The organism is Amycolatopsis acidicola, from assembly GCF_007713735.2.
Lineage (GTDB): Bacteria > Actinomycetota > Actinomycetes > Mycobacteriales > Pseudonocardiaceae > Amycolatopsis_E > Amycolatopsis_E acidicola.
This window is the reverse complement of the sequence record NZ_VMNW02000078.1, coordinates 28,182-45,450: the sequence shown is the minus strand read 5'-3', so window position 1 is coordinate 45,450 and position 17,269 is coordinate 28,182. Positions and strand designations below refer to the sequence as shown.

19 protein-coding genes are annotated in these 17,269 nt (G+C 70.0%); 7 read left to right on the top strand and 12 right to left on the bottom strand.

Annotated elements, in window-relative coordinates; translation table 11 throughout:
- Window positions 1–91: 91 nt before the first annotated feature.
- The 3 genes from FPZ12_RS35110 to FPZ12_RS35100 are packed head-to-tail and all read right to left on the bottom strand — an operon-like array spanning window position 92 to window position 3,263.
- The gene (locus FPZ12_RS35110; RefSeq protein WP_144757436.1) at window positions 92–1,582 is read right to left on the bottom strand and encodes a precorrin-2 C(20)-methyltransferase; all 1,491 of its coding nucleotides are present in this window, start codon (window positions 1,580–1,582) and stop codon (window positions 92–94) included.
- Window positions 1,579–2,202: a precorrin-8X methylmutase gene (locus tag FPZ12_RS35105; protein ID WP_144757434.1), complete on the bottom strand. Its 624-nt coding sequence runs from the start codon at window positions 2,200–2,202 to the stop codon at window positions 1,579–1,581. The genes FPZ12_RS35110 and FPZ12_RS35105 overlap by 4 nt, the downstream gene beginning before the upstream one ends.
- Complete coding sequence (locus FPZ12_RS35100; RefSeq protein ID WP_144757432.1) at window positions 2,199–3,263, bottom strand: nitrite/sulfite reductase; 1,065 nt, start codon at window positions 3,261–3,263, stop codon at window positions 2,199–2,201. Before FPZ12_RS35100 ends, FPZ12_RS35105 begins: the two co-directional genes overlap by 4 nt.
- Before the next feature lie 109 nt (window positions 3,264–3,372).
- On the opposite strand from FPZ12_RS35100, the gene FPZ12_RS35095 reads away from it, so the two are divergent.
- The 4 genes from FPZ12_RS35095 (at window position 3,373) to cobN (ending at window position 9,056) form a co-directional block, all read left to right on the top strand.
- Window positions 3,373–4,305, top strand: coding sequence for an ABC transporter ATP-binding protein (locus FPZ12_RS35095; RefSeq protein ID WP_144757430.1), 933 nt, complete (start codon window positions 3,373–3,375; stop codon window positions 4,303–4,305).
- Window positions 4,302–5,153 (top strand): ABC transporter permease, encoded by an 852-nt coding sequence (locus FPZ12_RS35090; RefSeq protein ID WP_144757427.1) that lies wholly within the window; start codon window positions 4,302–4,304, stop codon window positions 5,151–5,153. Before FPZ12_RS35095 ends, FPZ12_RS35090 begins: the two co-directional genes overlap by 4 nt.
- 73 nt (window positions 5,154–5,226) lie before the next feature.
- Window positions 5,227–5,463, top strand: coding sequence for a helix-turn-helix transcriptional regulator (locus tag FPZ12_RS35085; protein ID WP_144757425.1), 237 nt, complete (start codon window positions 5,227–5,229; stop codon window positions 5,461–5,463).
- 53 nt (window positions 5,464–5,516) lie between these two features.
- Entirely contained in the window at window positions 5,517–9,056 is a 3,540-nt protein-coding gene (gene cobN / locus FPZ12_RS35080; protein ID WP_144757423.1) for a cobaltochelatase subunit CobN, read from the top strand.
- Here cobN and FPZ12_RS35075 read toward each other — a convergent pair.
- Together FPZ12_RS35075 and FPZ12_RS35070 are read right to left on the bottom strand one after the other, a co-directional pair.
- Window positions 9,053–9,610 carry a dihydrofolate reductase family protein gene (locus tag FPZ12_RS35075; RefSeq protein WP_144757421.1) on the bottom strand — a complete coding sequence of 186 codons (558 nt, stop codon included), beginning with the start codon at window positions 9,608–9,610 and terminating at the stop codon, window positions 9,053–9,055. The genes cobN and FPZ12_RS35075 overlap by 4 nt on opposite strands.
- Window positions 9,603–10,130, bottom strand: coding sequence for a cupin domain-containing protein (locus FPZ12_RS35070; RefSeq protein WP_144757420.1), 528 nt, complete (start codon window positions 10,128–10,130; stop codon window positions 9,603–9,605). Before FPZ12_RS35070 ends, FPZ12_RS35075 begins: the two co-directional genes overlap by 8 nt.
- A 65-nt stretch (window positions 10,131–10,195) precedes the next feature.
- Between FPZ12_RS35070 and FPZ12_RS35065 the strand changes: the two genes are divergently transcribed.
- Window positions 10,196–10,705, top strand: a complete 510-nt coding sequence (locus FPZ12_RS35065) for a MarR family winged helix-turn-helix transcriptional regulator (protein ID WP_144757417.1) — start codon at window positions 10,196–10,198, stop codon at window positions 10,703–10,705.
- A 381-nt stretch (window positions 10,706–11,086) separates the two neighbouring features.
- On the opposite strand, the gene FPZ12_RS35060 is transcribed toward FPZ12_RS35065, so the two are convergent.
- Genes FPZ12_RS35060 through FPZ12_RS35050 form a run of 4 tightly spaced genes read right to left on the bottom strand, consistent with a single transcriptional unit; the run spans window position 11,087 to window position 13,647 of the window.
- Window positions 11,087–12,412: a HAMP domain-containing sensor histidine kinase gene (locus FPZ12_RS35060; protein ID WP_144757415.1), complete on the bottom strand. Its 1,326-nt coding sequence runs from the start codon at window positions 12,410–12,412 to the stop codon at window positions 11,087–11,089.
- Window positions 12,399–13,076 carry a response regulator gene (locus FPZ12_RS35055; RefSeq protein ID WP_144757413.1) on the bottom strand — a complete coding sequence of 226 codons (678 nt, stop codon included), beginning with the start codon at window positions 13,074–13,076 and terminating at the stop codon, window positions 12,399–12,401. The genes FPZ12_RS35060 and FPZ12_RS35055 overlap by 14 nt, the downstream gene beginning before the upstream one ends.
- A gap of 17 nt (window positions 13,077–13,093) precedes the next feature.
- Window positions 13,094–13,264 (bottom strand): hypothetical protein, encoded by a 171-nt coding sequence (locus tag FPZ12_RS45820; protein WP_166463008.1) that lies wholly within the window; start codon window positions 13,262–13,264, stop codon window positions 13,094–13,096.
- The gene (locus tag FPZ12_RS35050) at window positions 13,261–13,647 is read right to left on the bottom strand and encodes a hypothetical protein (protein ID WP_144757411.1); all 387 of its coding nucleotides are present in this window, start codon (window positions 13,645–13,647) and stop codon (window positions 13,261–13,263) included. The genes FPZ12_RS45820 and FPZ12_RS35050 overlap by 4 nt, the downstream gene beginning before the upstream one ends.
- Before the next feature lie 114 nt (window positions 13,648–13,761).
- Between FPZ12_RS35050 and FPZ12_RS35045 the strand changes: the two genes are divergently transcribed.
- Window positions 13,762–14,538: a LamB/YcsF family protein gene (locus FPZ12_RS35045; protein ID WP_144757409.1), complete on the top strand. Its 777-nt coding sequence runs from the start codon at window positions 13,762–13,764 to the stop codon at window positions 14,536–14,538.
- Here FPZ12_RS35045 and FPZ12_RS35040 read toward each other — a convergent pair.
- Together FPZ12_RS35040 and FPZ12_RS35035 are read right to left on the bottom strand one after the other, a co-directional pair.
- On the bottom strand, window positions 14,513–15,739 hold the full coding sequence (locus FPZ12_RS35040) for a cytochrome P450 (RefSeq protein ID WP_144757407.1): 1,227 nt from the start codon (window positions 15,737–15,739) through the stop codon (window positions 14,513–14,515). The two genes, FPZ12_RS35045 and FPZ12_RS35040, sit on opposite strands and share 26 nt — an antisense overlap.
- The gene (locus FPZ12_RS35035; protein ID WP_144757405.1) at window positions 15,739–16,494 is read right to left on the bottom strand and encodes an alpha/beta fold hydrolase; all 756 of its coding nucleotides are present in this window, start codon (window positions 16,492–16,494) and stop codon (window positions 15,739–15,741) included. The genes FPZ12_RS35040 and FPZ12_RS35035 overlap by 1 nt, the downstream gene beginning before the upstream one ends.
- 75 nt (window positions 16,495–16,569) lie before the next feature.
- On the opposite strand from FPZ12_RS35035, the gene FPZ12_RS35030 reads away from it, so the two are divergent.
- Window positions 16,570–16,809 carry a pyridoxamine 5'-phosphate oxidase family protein gene (locus FPZ12_RS35030; protein ID WP_144757403.1) on the top strand — a complete coding sequence of 80 codons (240 nt, stop codon included), beginning with the start codon at window positions 16,570–16,572 and terminating at the stop codon, window positions 16,807–16,809.
- 40 nt (window positions 16,810–16,849) lie between these two features.
- Here FPZ12_RS35030 and FPZ12_RS35025 read toward each other — a convergent pair whose 3' ends face one another.
- The gene (locus tag FPZ12_RS35025; protein WP_243770199.1) at window positions 16,850–17,080 is read right to left on the bottom strand and encodes a hypothetical protein; all 231 of its coding nucleotides are present in this window, start codon (window positions 17,078–17,080) and stop codon (window positions 16,850–16,852) included.
- Window positions 17,081–17,269 lie beyond the last annotated feature (189 nt).

Genomic DNA, 17,269 nt, shown 5'->3' with positions numbered 1-17,269 from the left:
GTGGGGTGTGGGGCGGGTTATGCGGCTTTCGTTGCCGGGCGCCGGGTGTGAGGCGCGCCAGCGCCGAAGGTCCTGCCGGGCACCCAAAAACTCAATAAGACCTTGGCGTCCAGACCTGCCCATTCGTCACCTGGGTCCGGGACGAGCCGACGATCAGCAGGCATCGCATGTCGACCGTCGCCGGATCGAGCTCACCTAGCGTCGTCACGTGCACCGACTCCTCTGGGCCACCGACGTCCCGCGCCACGACCACAGGCGTCTCAGGCAAACGGTGCCGTAGCAGGACTTCCCGCGCCTGAGCCAATTGCGTCGTCCTCGAACGCGAAGCCGGGTTGTAGATCGCCAGGGCCAGGTCCGCGGCACCGGCCGCGTCCAGCCGACGTTCGATGATCTCCCACGGCTTCAACCGGTCCGACAACGAGAGCACACAATAGTCGTGCCCCAACGGCGCGCCGACACGAGACGCCGCGGCCTGCGCAGCCGTCACACCGGGCACAACGCGCACGGACAGCGGTTCCTCCAACGAAGCCGACTGCTCCAGAACCGCCGAGGCCATCGCGAAAACACCCGGGTCGCCCGAGGAGACCACTGCGACCCGCGCCCCGCCCTTGGCGAGTTCCAGCGCTTCGCGGGCCCGTTCCGCCTCGACGCGGTTGCCCGACGCGTGCCGCTGCTGCCCCGCGCGCTGCGGGACCTTCGCGACGTACGGGCCGTAGCCGACGATGTGCTCGGCCTCCTCCAACGCCGCCGCGGCCTCCGGCGTCAGCCACTCCGGACCCGCCGGGCCCAGCCCGACGACCACGATCTCCCCGGTGGCCACCGACGCGAGAGGTTCCTCGACCACGCCGGATTTCCTTGCCGCGTAAGCAGGACTGGGCACGAGCGCGAGCGAGAAGTACGGCACCGACTCCGGGTCGACCTCCGCGAACGACTCGACGCGCTGGGCCTCCCAGGTGGCCCGCTCGACGAAGAACGCCTCGTCGAGTTTGCCCGCCTCCGACAACGCCTCGCGCACGGAACCGAAGGTGCGCCCCAGTTTCAGCACCGCCGCGGCCTGCGTGTCCGCGAGCCTGCGCGCCAACTCCGGCGCAGGCAAGGTGCCAGGCAAGACAGTCAGCACCTCGTCCCGCTGCACCAAGGGACGCCCCAGCACCGACGAAGCCGCGCTCACCGATGTCACGCCGGGCACGGCTTCCGCTTCGTACCGCTCACACAACCGTTCGTGCATATACATGTAAGAGCCGTAGAAGAACGGATCCCCTTCGCACAGCACAACGACATCGCGGCCCGCGTCGAGGTGCTCCGCGAGGCGTTTGGCGCTCAGCTCGTAAAACTCCGCGATCGCGCCCTCGTACCCGCCGGGGTGTTCGGTGGTCTCGGTGGTGACCGGGTAGACCAGCGCCTCCTCGAGCTGCCCCTCCCGCAGGTACCGCTCCGCCACCGAGCGCGCGATGCTGCGGCCGTGCCGGGCGCTGTGGTACGCGATCACCTGCGCCTCGTTGATCAGCCGCGCCGCTTTGACGGTCAGCAGCTCCGGGTCACCAGGACCCAATCCCACACCCCAGAGTTTCCCGGTGCTCATTCGACCTCACTCGCCAGCGCGTTCACCGCGGACACGGCCATCGCGCTGCCACCGCGCCGCCCGTGCACCACGAGGTAAGGGGCGGGCGCCCGCTTCACCAGTTCCACTTTGGACTCCGCGGCGCCGACGAAACCCACCGGCACGCCGATGATCGCGGCAGGCACCCCGGCACCTTCCTCCAGCATTTCCAGCAGCCGGAACAACGCCGTCGGCGCGTTCCCGATCGCCACCACGGACCCCGCGAGCTTATCCCGCCACAGTTCCAGCGCCGCGGCCGAACGGGTGGTGCCCATGCGCTCCGCGAGCCCGGGCACCTGCGGGTCGGACAGCGTGCACAGCACCTCGTTGTCCGCGGGCAACCGGCGCCGCGTGATCCCGCTGGCGATCATCTGCGCGTCACACAGCACGGGAGCGCCGCCGTTCAACGCCGCGCGCGCCGACTCGGCCAGCTCCAGCGAATAAGCGAGGTCCTCGACCAGATCGACCATCCCGCAGGAGTGGATCATCCGCACCGCCACCGGCTCCAGATCCTCGGGCAGGATCCCGAGATCGGCCTCCTCACGGATCGTGGCGAACGAGTGCCGGTAGATCTCCGCACCGTCCGAAATGTAGTCGATCACGCTTTTCCCTTCTGTACCAACGACTCCGCGACCCGGTCGGCGGGCACCCAGTCACCTTCGACGCGGTAGCCGCCATTCTCGGCGACCACGTCGGCCGCGTCCCGCGGTTTACCGCACCGCCGTGCGCAACCGGAGAAATGCGCCCGTGCGGACACTTTCCGCGCATCGGCCCGCACATCGGCGAGAGATTTCGCACAACCCGGCCTGCCGATGCACGCGCTGACCTGACTGTCCGTCGACAACGCCGACAGCTCCGTCCGGAACTCCGGCACGACCACCGTGCGCCACGGCGTCACCACCACCTCCGGCGACTCCGCCAGCAACCGCAACGCCGAGGACGGCAACTCGCCGAACAGCGGCGCGATACACAAGCCCCGGCCACCGTCGTCGCGCGCGAACTCCCCCACCCGCACCGGCCTGGCCGGCTGCCGCGGCGCTCCGGCGAAACGCGGAAGCTCCCGCATCCGCCACGCGTCGCCCCGGATTTCCAGGAACCGCAACGCTTCCCGCACCAGCGCGGGTACGGGATCCGCCTCCGGCCCCACCACCTGGCCCGCGAGCAGCAGCACACCGCCGTCTTCCGTCGCCTGCCAGCACACGTCGGCGTCCTCGGCCGCGACATCGCCACGCCCGTCGTCCAAAGCGAACAGGAACCTGCCCGGCAACGCGGCCAGCTCCGGCCGCGCGCACACCGCCGCGTCCAGCGAAGCGACCAACGGCCGCACATCCACCAGCCCACCGGCGAGACCGCTCAACGGCGAAGCGAGAAAGTTCCGCACGCGCTCGTGCGAAGGCGCAGGCAGCAGACCCGCCGCGGACAACCGCGCGACCAGCTCGCCCGTGTCCCGCGAAAGCCCGCGCAGCTGGACGTTTCCCCGCGAAGTCAGGTGCGCCGAGCCGTCGCCCAGCTCTTCGGCGCAGTCCGCCAACACCCGCAGCTGCGCGGAAGTCACGCGCCCGCCGGGCAGCCGGACCCTGGCCAGCGCGCCGTCCGCGGCGTCGTGTGTCGCGAATACGCCCGGGCACGCATCGGGGCGAGCACGCGCCGGGACCTCGGACATGCCCTCACTGTAAACGCCTGTTCTCCGGAGACCCCAGAGCAGGACTTGGAAGGTATGTAGCACACCTGCTACATTACATCGCAGGATCTTGATAATGGGGAGAACTCCTATGACAGTCTTGAGCGGCGCCACGGGGGTGGTGCGGCCGGTCGCGACAGGCAGCGGGCCGGTGCTGGACGTGCGTGACCTGCGCATGCGCTACGGCAGTCACGACGTGCTGACAGGCGTGCACCTCACCGCCCGCAAGGGGGAGGTGGTGGCGCTGCTCGGGCCGAACGGCGCGGGTAAGACCACCACGGTGGAAATCCTGGAGGGGTTCCGGATGCGCTCGGCCGGTGAGGTCCGGGTGCTCGGCACCGACCCGGCGCGCGGTACCGAAGCGTGGCGGGCGCGGCTGGGCGTGGTGCTGCAGTCCTGGCGTGACCACGCGAAATGGCGGGTGCGCGAGCTGCTCGCGCACCTCGGCTCGTTCTACGCCGGCTACTCCACGGACCGGATCCGCCGCCCGTGGGACGTGGACGAGCTGATCGACACCGTCGGCCTCACCCCGCACGCGGGCAAGCGCGTGATGAGCCTGTCCGGTGGGCAGCGGCGGCGGCTCGACGTGGCGATCGGCATCGTCGGCAAACCCGAGCTGCTGTTCCTCGACGAGCCGACGGCGGGCTTCGACCCCGAGGCGCGCCGCGAGTTCCACGACCTGGTGCACCGGCTCGCCGACGACGACGAGACCACCATCCTGCTCACCACGCACGACCTCGACGAGGCCGAGAAGTTGACCGACAGGATCCTGATCCTGGCCGGCGGTTCGATCATCGCGGACGGTTCGGCCGACGAGCTGTCCCGCCGGATGTCCACCGGTTCCGAGGTCAAGTGGACCAGGGACGGGCAGCGGTTCGTGCACACCACCGACGAGGCGACGAGGTTCGTGCACCAGCTGTTCCTGCAGTACGGCGACGCGATCGAGGACCTCGAAGTGCGCCGCGGCAGCCTCGAAGACACGTACATGGCGCTGGTGAAGGAATTCGAGGAGGGGACGCGATGAGCGCCGTACTGAGCGCGGGCCGCGCCGGGTTGACCAGAGGCCGGATCGAGCTGCGGCACACCCTGACCACCCCGCAGGACGTGTGGGCCTACGTGTTCCCGGCCGTCGCGCTGATCGTGGTGATGACCTTCATGCGCGGGTCGAGCGTGCCCGGCATGCGGTTCTCGCTCAGCTCGCTGACGCTGCCCGGGGTGCTGGGCATGAACATCGCGCTCGGCGGGCTGATCAACCTCGCCACCCAGCTGGCGAGCGAACGCGAGGACGGCACGCTGCTGCGCGCCAAGGCCGTGCCCAACGGGATGCTCGGCTATCTCGTCGGCAAGATCGTGCAGGTCAGCGGCATGACGCTGATCGCGGTCGCGCTCGTGCTGATCCCCGGGGTGTTCCTGTTCGACGGGCTGGAGCTGACCGCGGGCACGTGGTTCACCCTGCTGTGGGTGCTCGTGCTGGGGCTGGTCGCGACCATGCCGATCGGCGCCGTGGTGGGCTCGCTGCTGAGCAGCCCGCGCAGCATGGGCGTGGTGATGCTGCCGACGATGGCGATCATCGGCATCTCGGGCGTGTTCTACCCGATCACCGCGCTGCCCACCTGGCTCCAGGGGCTGGGACAGGTGTTCCCGATCTACTGGCTGGGCCTCGGCACGCGGTCGGCGTTGCTGCCGGACAGCCTGTCGGCGGTGGAGCTGACGCACTCCTGGCGGCATTTCGAGACGATGGGCGTGCTGCTGGCGTGGGCGGTCGCGGGGCTCGTACTGGCGCCGGTCATCCTGCGTAGGATGGCCCGGCGCGAGTCCGGTTCCAGTGTGGCCGCGCGGATGGAAAAGGCTATGCAACGGGCACCACGATGATCGAGGCACCACACGCGGCGAGCGTGACGCAGGAGGGATCGCGTGGAGGACCGACCGGGTGCGGGTGTCCCGCATGAGCGCTGAGACGATCCACAACCGCATCGCGATGCTGCGCGCCGAGCGCGGGATCTCGCGGCGGCAGCTCGCGGACGCGCTCGGGGTGCACTACCAGACCATCGGCTACCTCGAGCGCGGCGAGTACAGCCCCTCGCTCTACCTGGCGCTGAAGATCGCGCAGTACTTCGAGGTCGGCGTGGAAGTGATTTTCTCCACTGAACCCTTCCCGCGCCTCGGGGAGCGGTCTGCTTGACGCGGGGCCTCCCGCCCCCGGAAAGTGAGGGGGCGAGAAAGAGGAGGCCCCGCGTGATCCTGCTGCTGTCCACTTCGGACACCGACCTGCTGAGTGCCAGGGCGGGCACGGCCGAGTACCGGCTGGCCAACCCGGCCCGGCTCGACCTTGCCGAGCTGCCCGGGCTGCTGGAGGGCGCGGACATCGTGGTGGTCCGCATCCTCGGGTCGGCGCGCACCTGGCAGGAGGGCCTGGACCTCGTGCGTGCCACCGGGAAACACGTCGTGGTCCTCGGCGGTGAGCAGACGCCGGACGCGGAGCTGATGGAGCTGTCCACCGTTCCGGCGGGCATCGCCACGGAGGCCCACGCGTACCTGGCGCAGGGCGGCCCGGCGAACCTCGAGCAGCTGCACAGGTTCCTGTCCGACACGCTCCTGCTCACCGGTGACGGTTTCGAGCCGCCCGCGGAGCAGCCGTTGTGGGGCGTGCTCCCGCGCGAAACCCGCCGCACCGACGGGCCGGTCGTGGCGGTCCTCTACTACCGCGCGCACCACTTGTCGGGCAACACGGCGTTCGTCGAGGCGATGTCGCGGGCGATCGAGGACGCGGGCGGCCAGGCGCTGCCGATCTACTGCGCCTCGCTGCGCTCGCGTGAGCCGGAGATGATGGCGGAGCTGCGCAAGGCGGACGCGCTGCTGGTGACGGTGCTCGCCGCGGGCGGCACCCGCCCTTCGGAAGCCGGCGCGGGCGGGGACGACGAAGCCTGGGACGTCGCGGAGATGGCGGCGCTCGACATCCCGATCCTGCAGGCGCTGTGCCTGACGAGCGACCGGGAGACGTGGGCGGCCAACGACGAGGGACTGTCCCCTTTGGACGCCGGGAACCAGATGGCGGTGCCCGAGTTCGACGGGCGGCTGATCACGGTTCCGTTCTCCTTCAAGGAGATCGACGACGACGGCCTCCCGCACTACGTGGCCGACCCCGAGCGCGCGAGCCGCGTCGCGAAGATCGCGCTGTCGCATGCGAAACTGCGCCACACCCCGCCGCCGGAGCGGAAGATCGCGCTGATGCTGTCCGCGTACCCCACCAAGCATTCGCGGGTGGGCAACGCCGTCGGCCTTGACACCCCGGCGTCGGCCGTCAAACTGGTGCGCCGCATGATCGAGCAGGGCTACGACCTCGGCCCGGAACCGTTCCCCGGCATCGAATCCGGTGACGGGGACGAGCTGATCCACGCGCTGATCGCCGCGGGCGGGCAGGATCCGGAATGGCTCACCGAGGAACAGCTGTCGGGCAACCCGATCCGCGTGCCGGCGGCCCGTTACCGCGAGTGGTTCGCGGAGCTGCCCGAGGAGCTGCGCGCCGAGATGGAGCAGCACTGGGGCCCGCCGCCCGGCGAGCTGTATGTGGACAACGGCGACATCGTGCTGGCGTCGCTGCAGGCGGGCAACGTGGTGCTGATGATCCAGCCGCCACGCGGGTTCGGCGAGAACCCGGTGGCGATCTACCACAACCCGGACCTGCCGCCGAGCCATCACTACCTGGCCGCGTACCGCTGGCTGGAGGAGGAGTTCGGCGCGCACGCGGTGGTGCACCTCGGCAAGCACGGCTCGCTGGAATGGCTGCCGGGCAAGACGGCCGGGCTCTCCGCGGCCTGCGCCCCGGACGCGGTGCTGGGCAATCTGCCGCTGATCTACCCGTTCCTGATCAACGATCCCGGCGAGGGCGCGCAGGCGAAACGGCGTGCGCACGCCACGATCGTCGACCACCTGATCCCGCCGATGGCCCGCGCCGAAAGCTACGGCGATCTGGCCCGGCTGGAGCAGCTACTGGACGAGCACGCGAACATCGCGGCGATGGACCCGGCGAAACTGCCCGCGATCCGCGCCCAGATCTGGACGCTCATCCAGGCCGCGAAGCTGGACCACGACCTCGGCATCAGCGAACGCCCGCACGACGCGGAGTTCGACGACTTCCTGCTGCACATCGACGGCTGGCTGTGCGAGGTCAAGGACGCGCAGATCCGCGACGGGCTGCACATCCTCGGCGAAGCGCCCACGGGTGAGGCGCGGGTGAACCTCGTGCTGGCCATGTTGCGCGCCCAGCAGATGTGGGGCGGCAAGGCGGGCGCCGTGCCGGGCCTGCGTTCCGCGCTGGGGCTGAAGGAGGACGCACCACTGTCCGAAGTGGACACTGTCGAGCAGACGGCGCGTGAGCTGGTCGAGCAGCTGGAAGCGGCGAACTGGTCCGTCGACGCGATCACCGCCGAAGAGCCCGTGGCGGGCGTGCTGCGCTTCGCGGCGACGGAGATCGTGCCGCGTCTGGCGGGCACCACGGGCGAGATCGACGCGGTGCTGCATGCGCTCGACGGCGGGTACATCGCGGCGGGGCCGAGTGGTTCTCCCTTGCGTGGCTTGGTGAACGTGCTGCCGACCGGCCGCAACTTCTACACGGTGGACCCGAAGGCCATCCCCAGCAGGCTGGCGTGGGAGACGGGCCAGGCGCTGGCGGACTCGCTGCTGCGGCGGTACCGGGAGGACACCGGCGAGTGGCCGCGTTCGGTCGGCCTGTCTGTGTGGGGCACGTCGGCCATGCGCACGTCCGGTGACGACGCCGCGGAAGTCCTTGCGCTGCTGGGGGTTCAGCCGGTCTGGGACGAAGCGTCGCGGCGGGTGACGGGTCTGGAGCCGATCTCGCTCGCCGAGCTGGGCCGCCCCCGGATCGACGTCACGGTGCGGATCAGCGGGTTCTTCCGCGACGCGTTCCCGCACGTGATCGACCTGATGGACGACGCGGTGCGGATGGTCGCCGCGCTGGACGAGCCGGAGTCGGAGAACTTCGTGCGCGCCCACACGCGGGCGGACCTGGCGTCACACGGGGACGAACGCCGTGCCACGACAAGGATTTTCGGCTCGAAGCCGGGCGCGTACGGCGCGGGTATCCTGCCATTGCTGGACTCCGGCAACTGGCGCGACGACGCCGACCTGGCCGAGGTGTACGCGACGTGGGGCGGTTACGCCTACGGCCGCGGCCTCGACGGGAAGTCCGCGCGCGAGGACATGGAAAGCTCGTACCGGCGGATCGTGGTGGCGGCGAAGAACACCGACACCCGAGAGCACGACATCGCCGACTCGGACGACTATTTCCAGTACCACGGCGGCATGATCGCCTTCACGCGTTCGCTGACCGGTGAGGCGCCCGCGTCGTACATCGGCGACTCCACGAGCCCGGACTCGGTGCGCACCCGCTCCCTCGGCGAGGAGACGGCGCGCGTTTTCCGTGCCAGGGTGGTGAATCCGCGCTGGCTGGCCGCCATGCGGAAGCACGGGTACAAGGGCGCCTTCGAACTCGCCGCCACCGTCGACTACCTGTTCGGCTTCGACGCCACGGCCGGCGTGGTGGACGACTGGATGTACGAGAAACTGTCCGAGACCTACGTGCTGGACCAGCAGAACCAGGACTTCCTCTCGCAGTCGAACCCGTGGGCGCTGCGCGGGATCATCGAGCGGCTCAACGAGGCCGCCGACCGTGGCCTGTGGGAGAACCCGGACCCGGACCTGCTGGCGCAACTGCGCGAGGTGTACCTGAAAACCGAGGGCGATCTGGAGGATTAAGGCTGTCCGGCCGTCGCGGGGCGGTAGGTGAGGACGACAGCGCCGCTGGCGAACGTCGTCGTGTCGAGTAGCGCCAGTGTCATGGCGCTGGCTTCGCGGAAGAGCGGCTCGCCGCGGCCTTTGATGACCGGGCATACCCAGATCCGGTACTCGTCGAGCAGGCCGGCCGCGGCGAGCGCGTCGGTGAGGGCGCCGGTGCCCCAGATCAGGATGTCGCCGCCCTCCTGTTCTTTGAGCGCGGCGACCCGCGAGACGAGATCGCCGCCGGGGATGACGACGGTGGGGTTCCAGGCCGACGTGTCGACCGGCTGCGACGCGACGACGTACTTGGTGATCCCGTTGACGTGGTCCGAATACGGGTTTCCGCCCATCTGCGGCCAAGCCTGCGCCATGCCTTCGTAGGTGACGCGGCCGAGCAGGAGCGCGTCGGCGGCCGTGGTCATCGCGAAGGCGTACGCCTGTGCTTCCTCGTCGGAGTACTGCAGCGACCACTCGTGCGGGTTGTCGATGAAGCCGTCGAGGGTCGAATAGGTGGAGTTGATGACCTTACGCATGTCTTGCCTCCAGTGAGCCGGCCCGGCGGGCTTCCCGCCAGACGATGCTGTCGACGAAATGGTTGTCATAGCGTTCTTGCGCGGCGAGGACATCGTCCGGCGCGGCGTCGCCCCTGCGGACCCGGTCGAGGAGCCGGAAGTACCCGAACCGCTCGACTCCGGGGGTGAACGCGATCAGCACGTCCGCCCCGGATCCCGGCGCCGCACCGAACGCGTGCACGGTGCGCGGCGGCACGAACAGCAGGTCGCCTTCCCGCGCCGTGACGATCTCCTCGCCGAGGAGCACCTGCAGGACACCGCCGACGACGAAGAACGTCTCCGCCGAGACGCGGTGGTAGTGCGGCGAGGCCCCGTCCTGCCCCTCGCCCAAGGTCGTGCGCGTGGCGCTCAGGAAACCTCCGGTGGCCGGCACGTCGGCGAGCAGGGAGATCGTGCTGGGGCCCGTTCCCAGGACTTCCGCTTCGTTCCGCCGTGTCACCAGCGGCGAAACCTTCTGGCTGGTCAGCTCTGGTGTGCTCATGTCCTTATAGTCACACGACTGATAGTAAGGTGTCAAACTATCTCTCGTCGAATAGAGTGGAGCCCGTGAGCAAGACGCAAGAAGGTCACGCCGATGCCGTCGACGCCGTGGTCGAGGCCTGGCAACGCGAACGTCCGGACCTGGATCTCGATGCCATCGCCGTCGCCGGCCGCCTCGGCAGGCTGACGCTCCTCCTGGCACCCGCGCAGGAAACGGTCTTCGCCACTTTCGGCCTGCAGAAAGGCGAATTCGACGTCCTGGCGTCACTCCGGCGCTCCGGCGATCCGTACACGCTGCGGCCGTCACAGCTTTCCGCGACGCTGATGCTGACCCGCGCCGGCATGACCAACCGGCTGGATCGGCTGGAGGCGGCAGGGCTCGTCGAGCGCACCCTCGACCCCGAGGACCGGCGCAGCTTCCGCGTCCGGCTGACCGACAAGGGCTACGCCACCGTGGAGGACGCGATGACCGCGCACACGGCCAACGTCACCCAGCTGCTGTCCGCGCTGAGCGAGAAGCAACTCGGCACGCTCGACGGGCTCCTGCGAATCCTGCTGCGCGATCTGGAGCCCTGACCGGCTTTCCGCACCGGAACCGTCGCCCGATGCTCCCGCAAGCAACCAACACACCCGACCGAGCGGCCAACACGCCAACGGGGGCGGCCAACACGCCCGCGCGAACAACCAAGACGCGCGAGCGAACAACCAACACGCCCGAGCGGGCAGCCAACACGCCCGAGCGGGCAGCCAACACGCGCGAGCGGGCAGCCAACACACCAACGCGGGCAGCCAACACGCCCGAGCGGGCAGCCAACACACCAACGCGAGCGGCCAACTCGCCAACGGGGACGGCCAACACGCCAGCGCGGGCGACCAACACACCCGCGCAAACAGCCAACACGCCCGAGCGAGCGGCCAACACGCCAGCGCGGGCGGCCAACGCGCATCGTGGGAGTCCTAGGAAGCGAGGCTCACCGTGAAGGCGGCCCCGCCCTCCGGGGCGGGGCCTGCCGAGATCGTCCCGCCCATCCGGGTCACCAATCCGTGCGCGAGAGCCAAGCCGACGCCGGACCCCACCGGCCGGGAGCCGCGGTACTTGGCGTTCAGCGCGCCGCGTTCGAAGGCCATCGCGTAGTCCTCCGGCGCCAGCCCGGGCCCGCCGTCCCGCACCTGGAGCACGCCGGAAGCGTTCAGGGACAACACGATCGGCGCTCCGGCCGGCGTGGCGCGCAGGGCGTTCTCCGCCAGGATGTCCAGCACCTGACGCAGACGTCGCGGATCGGCCACGACGTGCACCGGCCCGGCCGGAAGCTCCGTCGAGAACCGCACCCCGGCCTGCTCACACCGCACCCGCCACACTTCGGCGGCAGAACGCACCGTCTCGCCGAGGTCTATCGAAGCCAGGTCCAGCCGGAACTCGTCCGCGCCCAGCCGGGCCAGATCGAGCAGGTCGTTCACCAGCCGCTCCAGTCGAAGCGACTCACGCTGGATCGTCTCCCCCGCCTCCGCAGGCGGAACCACACCGTCCACAAGGGACTCGGCGAACCCGCGCACCGCCGTCAACGGCGTGCGCAGCTCGTGGGAGACCGACAGCAGGAACTCCCGCTGCCGCGATTCGCTGTGCTGCAACGCCGCCGACAACTCGTTGACCGCGTTCGCCACCTCGGCCACCTCGGCCGGCCCCTCGACCGGCGCGCGAAGATCCCGGCGGCCCTGGCTCATCGTCGCCGCGACGCCCGCCGTCCGGCGCAACGGCCGCGCGAGCAGACGCCCCAGCACCAACCCCGCCACAGCCGCCACGAGCAGACCGGCCCCCAGCGCCAGCAACAGGTTCCGCACGAACACCCGCTGCGTGTTACGCGCCATCTGCACCGGCTCCACCAACGCGAACGCCGTCCCCGCCGCGCCCCGGATCTCGACCAGATACTCCTGCCCCGCCACGGTCCGCTTCACCGACACCGAGCCATCAGCCCGCTGCAGACCGGCTTCCAGCGCCGCACGCGAGGCCGCCCCGTCACTGGCCAGCCGGGCCGTCACCACCGAAATCCCTTGCCCCCGAAGGACATCCGCGACTTTCGCCAACCCAACCCGCGAACCGAGGCCGGTCGCGTCGAGCTGGCTCGCGACCACATCCGCCTGTGCCGACAAGGACCGCTGCAGCACGTCCTCCCCCGTGCGCCGGACCAGCGAAGCGGCGACGACGCCCGCCACCAGCACTGCCACCCCGGCGACGGCGAGACAGACCGCGGTGATCCGCGCGGCCAGGGAGCTACGACGCCGCATAGCCAACGCCACGGACCGTCCGAATAGGACTGGAATCGCCGAGTTTCGCCCGCAACTGCGCGATGTGCACGTCCACCGTCCGTGTCCCGGCCGAAGCCTCGTAACCCCACACCGCGCTCAGTAACTGCCCGCGCTCGAACACCCGGCCCGGCTGCCGCGCCAGTTCCGTCAGCAGGTCGAACTCCGTGGAGGTGAGCGAAACCTCGGTGCCGGATGCCCACACCTTCCGCTGCGCGACGTCGACCCGCACCGCCCCGATCGCGAGCACCTCCGCGGGCGGCCCCGCGGCGCGGCGCAGTACCGTCCGCACCCTGGCGGCCAGCTCGCGCGGGCTGAACGGTTTGGTGACGTAGTCGTCCGCGCCGAGTTCCAGCCCGACCAGCCTGTCCACCTCGTCATCGCGGGCCGTCACGAACAACACCGGGGTCCAGTCGCCCGCGGAACGCATGGTGCGGCAGACCTCCACACCGTCCATTCCGGACAGTCCGATGTCGAGCACCACGGCGACGGGGCGGAGCCGCCGTACCGCGGCCAGCGCCCCTTCGCCACTGGACTCGACGTGCGCGCCGAAGCCGTCCCGCTTCAGATAGCGCACGATGAGGTCGGCGATCGCGGCTTCGTCCTCGACGACGAGGACGAGGCCGCGGCCTGCGGGTGCGGTCATCGGCACTCCGGGCTGGCTCACGGCGAGCCGTCGCCCGCCACCTCCGAATCGATCGCGTCCAGCGTAGTCCGCACCCGGCTCAGCTCGTCGGCTCCCGTCGGAGCGCTCGACCGGTCGTCGCAGGCCGTGCAGCAGAGCGCGAGCGCCGCCGCGGCCAGTGCGGCCGCCGCCACCCGTCGCAGGCTCATTTCGCCACGCAGTGGGCGTTCTTGAAGTCGGTCAGGCGCTGGTCGACCGACTTCAGGTCGTCCACCCGGCCCGCCCGCCGGTCGGCCCGCGCGCCCAGCCGGTCGGCGATCTTGGCGTGCCCCTTCCCCCGCTGGTCCTGCGCCTTCGCCCGCAGCCACGCCACCGAACCCTGCACGTCGGCGCCACCGTTGATCTTGTCGGCCAGTTTGGTCTTCCGGTCGATCAGCCGCGGCAGCACGTCCGCGCACAGGTGCTGCGACTCCTCCGGGCTCAGCGTGATGGGCGCGTAGGTGGTGGTGTCCGCCGAAGCCACCGGGGCACCGGCGGCGAGCAGGGCCGCGGCACCGCAGGCGGCGAGCGCGGCGCGTGCTGGGATGCGCATCAGGTCACTCCTCGTCTCGTCGGCCCGACACGACGCCGGGACATGTGGGACTGTGCTGTACGAGGATTCGAGGAGCGTCGGCGCTTTGTTCGGGTTCGGTAAAGAAGATGGGGAGTGGCGTTGATCGATTTGAACAGTGACCTCGGCGAGGGCTTCGGCATCTGGCCGCTGACCCACGACGACGCCCTGCTGGGCATCGTGACCAGCGCGAACGTCGCCTGCGGCTTCCACGCCGGCGACCCGAGCGTGCTGCGGAAGGTCACCGGGCTGGCCGCGAACGCCGGGGTCGCGGTCGGGGCGCAGGTCGGCTACCGGGACCTGGCGGGTTTCGGCCGCCGGTTCATCGACGTCGACCCCGCGGAGCTGGTGAACGACGTGATCTACCAGATCGCGGCGCTCGACGGCTTCGCCAGGATCGCCGGAACCCGCGTGAGCTACGTGAAGCCGCACGGCGCGCTGTACAACGCGATCGTGCGCCACGCCGAGCAGGCGGCGGCCGTCGTCGAAGCGGTGAAAGCGTACGACGCGAGCCTGCCGGTGCTGGGTCTGCCGGGCTCGGAATGGTTGCGCCAGGCCGAATCCGCGGGCCTGCGCCCGGTTCGCGAGGCGTTCGCCGACCGCGCTTACACCCCGGAGGGCACGCTGGTTTCCCGCCGGGAGCCGGGTTCGGTGATCCACGATCCGGACGAGGTGCTGCGCCGCGTCGTGCGGATGGCCACCGAGGGCACCGTGGTCGCGATCGACGGCAGCGTGGTCGAGGTCGAGCCGGAGTCGGTGTGCGTGCACGGCGACACCCCGGGCGCGGTCGAGATCGCGCGCGGAGCGCGGGACGCGTTGGTGGAAGCGGGAGTGGAGCTCCGGGCTTTCACCAGCGCAGCGGGAGATGCGTGACGCCGTTGATGAAATTCGAGGTGAGGTGCCGTACTTCGCCGTCGAGCCGTGCTTCGGGCAGCCGGAGGAACTCGCGGAAGAACGTCCGCAGCTGAAGGCGTCCGAAGTGGGCGCCGAGGCACAGATGCGGCCCCTGACCGAAAGCCAGGTGATCGTTGGGCTCCCTGGCGAGGTCGAAGCGGTACGGATCGGGGAAGGCCCGCTCGTCGAAATGCGCCGACGCGAAGTAGACGACGACCTTGTCCCCGGCGCGGATCCGCTGCCCGGAAAGCTCGGTGTCGCGGCTCGCCGTGCGGCGGAAGGTGAGCACGGGCGGGTGCCAGCGCAGCATTTCCTCCACCGCGCTGGGCAGCAGCTCCGGATTTTCCTTCAGGCGCCGGTATTCCGCGGGGTGTTCGAGCAGCGCCAGCACGCCGCCGGGCAGCGCGCTGCGCACCGTGTCGTTGCCCGCGATCACCACGAGGAAGAAGAACATCTCCAGCTCGGCGTCGTCGAGCGCGCGCCCGTCCACCTCGGCCCGCACGAGCGCGGTCATCAGGTCGTCGGCCGGCCGCGCGCGCTTCTGCTCCGCCAGCTGTTGCGCGTAGGCGAACATGTCCTTGAGCATCGCCGGTGACCGCGGGTTGATCGGTTTGCCCTGCTCGTCGCGCACGATCTCGGCGTGCTCCGGGTCCTGGTAGCCGATCACACGGTTCGTCCACTTCAGCAACAGTTGCCTGTCCTCCGGCGGCACCCCGAGCAGATCGGCGAGGTTCAGCAGCGGGAAGTCGTCGGTGACCTGTACGGGCAGATCGCACCGGTCGCCCGCGGCTTCGAGCAGCCCGCCCGCCCGCCGCGCGATCTGCTCCGCGAACTGCTCCAGCCGCCTGCGCGTGAAGACCGCGGAAACTATGCGCCGCAAGCGATTGTGCTCCGGCGCGTCCATGTTGAGGATCATCCGGCGGATGAACGCGAGATCCGCAGGCTCGGGGTCACGGATCTGGGTGGCGCCGAGCCAGGAGGAGTAGACCTCCGGGGTGCGCAGCACGTGCCGGACGTCGGCGTACCGGGTCACCGCCCAGAAGCCCGGGCCGGCAGGCCAGCCGAGAACCTCGTGTTCGTCTTGCCACGCAACGGGTTCGGTGTCACGCAGGCGGCGGAACTCCTCGTGCGGCAGGCCCCGCGCGAACACGCGCGGATCGAAGACGTCCGCACCGGGCATCAGTGCTCGTCCAGGAACACTTCGATCGTGTTGGCGAGCGTGACCGGCACCTCGTCCGCGGCGTAGTGCCCGGCGTCCGGCATGACCTCGAGGTCGAGTTTCGGGTACCAGCGGACGAAAGTCTCCAGCATCGCCTGCTCGCCCAGCGCCGGGTCGTTCTCCCCGACGATCACCTTCACCGGCACCTCGGCGCCCTCGATGCGCTCGTGGAAGTCGGTCTTCGCCCAGGCGCGCAGGTACGCGGCGAACGCCTTCTTGTCGGAGTTCTCCTCCGAATGCAGCACCATCCCGTCGAGCCAGGCGTCGGGGTGGCGGCCGCCGGTGGTGAAGTCGATGATCGCCTTGCGGCTGGCGGAGTCCTCGGCCGCGCTGTCGAACAGCTGCCAGGTCTGCTCGTCGAACGGGACACCGCTGGCGGGCACCGGCGACACGCCGACGAGCGCACGCACCCGCTCGGGCGCGTCGGCGTACACCCATTGCATGATGCTGCCGCCCATCGAATGCCCGACGAGCGAAAAGCGTTCGGCGCCCAGCTCGTCCGCCAGCGCCAGCACGTCACCGGCGGCCTCGGCGATCGTGTACTCACCCGGCACGTTCCTGCGCGCGCCGTAGCCGCGGCAGTTGAAGAAGACGTAGCTGAACTGATCCCCGTCGAGGTGCGGGGTCAGGTTCTCCCACGCGTTCGCCGATCCGAACCAGCCGTGCAGGGCGAGGACCACATGCCCGCCCGTGCCGACGCGTACGTACTCGTCCACAGCGCCTCCTCATCGAGCCGGTCCGAGCTTGGCACACTCCGATGAGTTCCGCACCGTCGCCGAGTCCGCACCGGTATGGAAACGAGACTGGACAAGCGTTACAGCTCCGACGGCGCCGTCGCGACCCCGTGGGAGGAGGCACGCGAGCGGGTGCGCGCGGCGGGGGTTTCGTGGCTCACCACCCTCCGAGCCGACGGGCGCCCGCACATCACGCCGTTGCTGACCGTGTGGGTGGCGGACGCCGTCTACTTCTGCACCGGCGCGGAGGAACAGAAAGCGCTCAACCTGGCGGCGAACCCGCGCTGGCGCTTCTGACCACAATGGACCGAGGCGGGCCCACACACGTGCCCGTTCCCTACATCGGGCACTCGCTCTGGTGTTCCTGCCAGAGGAGCGCCTGGTGGAGCGCCTCGACGAGCCTCTCGTCGTCCTCCTCCGTCGGCTCCGCGCCGAACGGCACCCAGCGCTCACATACCGCCTTCCCGTCCTCGAATCCGCTCAGCAATATTCCGGGATACGAAAGGGAAACCTGCCGCCCGTCACCGGCCTCCACGCGCACCTGCCTGCAGTGCACCGTCACGCGCACGCACCGCTCCCCCGCACCAGAGCCTTGCATACGCACCTACCGGGAAGGGTGACCGACGTCGATACTCACGAGTCGCAGCCCGACGGCATTTGGTTACTGGACTCACGCACCCGATTCGGCAACCCTGTACCGACCGGCGGCGGTGCCGAAGGCAGAATGCAACGGACCGGCCTCGACAAGGGAGTGGAT

What these genes read in the sequence shown, in the direction of transcription:
- FPZ12_RS35050 (WP_144757411.1), bottom strand. Translation starts at nt 13,647, where the DNA reads ATGCGCATCCCAGCACGCGCCGCGCTCGCCGCCTGCGGTGCCGCGGCC.
- FPZ12_RS35095 (WP_144757430.1), top strand. Translation starts at nt 3,373, where the DNA reads ATGACAGTCTTGAGCGGCGCCACGGGGGTGGTGCGGCCGGTCGCGACA.
- FPZ12_RS35030 (WP_144757403.1), top strand. Translation starts at nt 16,570, where the DNA reads ATGGAAACGAGACTGGACAAGCGTTACAGCTCCGACGGCGCCGTCGCG.
- FPZ12_RS35100 (WP_144757432.1), bottom strand. Translation starts at nt 3,263, where the DNA reads ATGTCCGAGGTCCCGGCGCGTGCTCGCCCCGATGCGTGCCCGGGCGTA.
- FPZ12_RS35040 (WP_144757407.1), bottom strand. Translation starts at nt 15,739, where the DNA reads ATGCCCGGTGCGGACGTCTTCGATCCGCGCGTGTTCGCGCGGGGCCTG.
- FPZ12_RS45820 (WP_166463008.1), bottom strand. Translation starts at nt 13,264, where the DNA reads ATGAGCCTGCGACGGGTGGCGGCGGCCGCACTGGCCGCGGCGGCGCTC.
- FPZ12_RS35110 (WP_144757436.1), bottom strand. Translation starts at nt 1,582, where the DNA reads ATGAGCACCGGGAAACTCTGGGGTGTGGGATTGGGTCCTGGTGACCCG.
- FPZ12_RS35070 (WP_144757420.1), bottom strand. Translation starts at nt 10,130, where the DNA reads ATGAGCACACCAGAGCTGACCAGCCAGAAGGTTTCGCCGCTGGTGACA.
- FPZ12_RS35085 (WP_144757425.1), top strand. Translation starts at nt 5,227, where the DNA reads ATGAGCGCTGAGACGATCCACAACCGCATCGCGATGCTGCGCGCCGAG.
- FPZ12_RS35060 (WP_144757415.1), bottom strand. Translation starts at nt 12,412, where the DNA reads ATGCGGCGTCGTAGCTCCCTGGCCGCGCGGATCACCGCGGTCTGTCTC.
- FPZ12_RS35075 (WP_144757421.1), bottom strand. Translation starts at nt 9,610, where the DNA reads ATGCGTAAGGTCATCAACTCCACCTATTCGACCCTCGACGGCTTCATC.
- FPZ12_RS35090 (WP_144757427.1), top strand. Translation starts at nt 4,302, where the DNA reads ATGAGCGCCGTACTGAGCGCGGGCCGCGCCGGGTTGACCAGAGGCCGG.
- FPZ12_RS35055 (WP_144757413.1), bottom strand. Translation starts at nt 13,076, where the DNA reads ATGACCGCACCCGCAGGCCGCGGCCTCGTCCTCGTCGTCGAGGACGAA.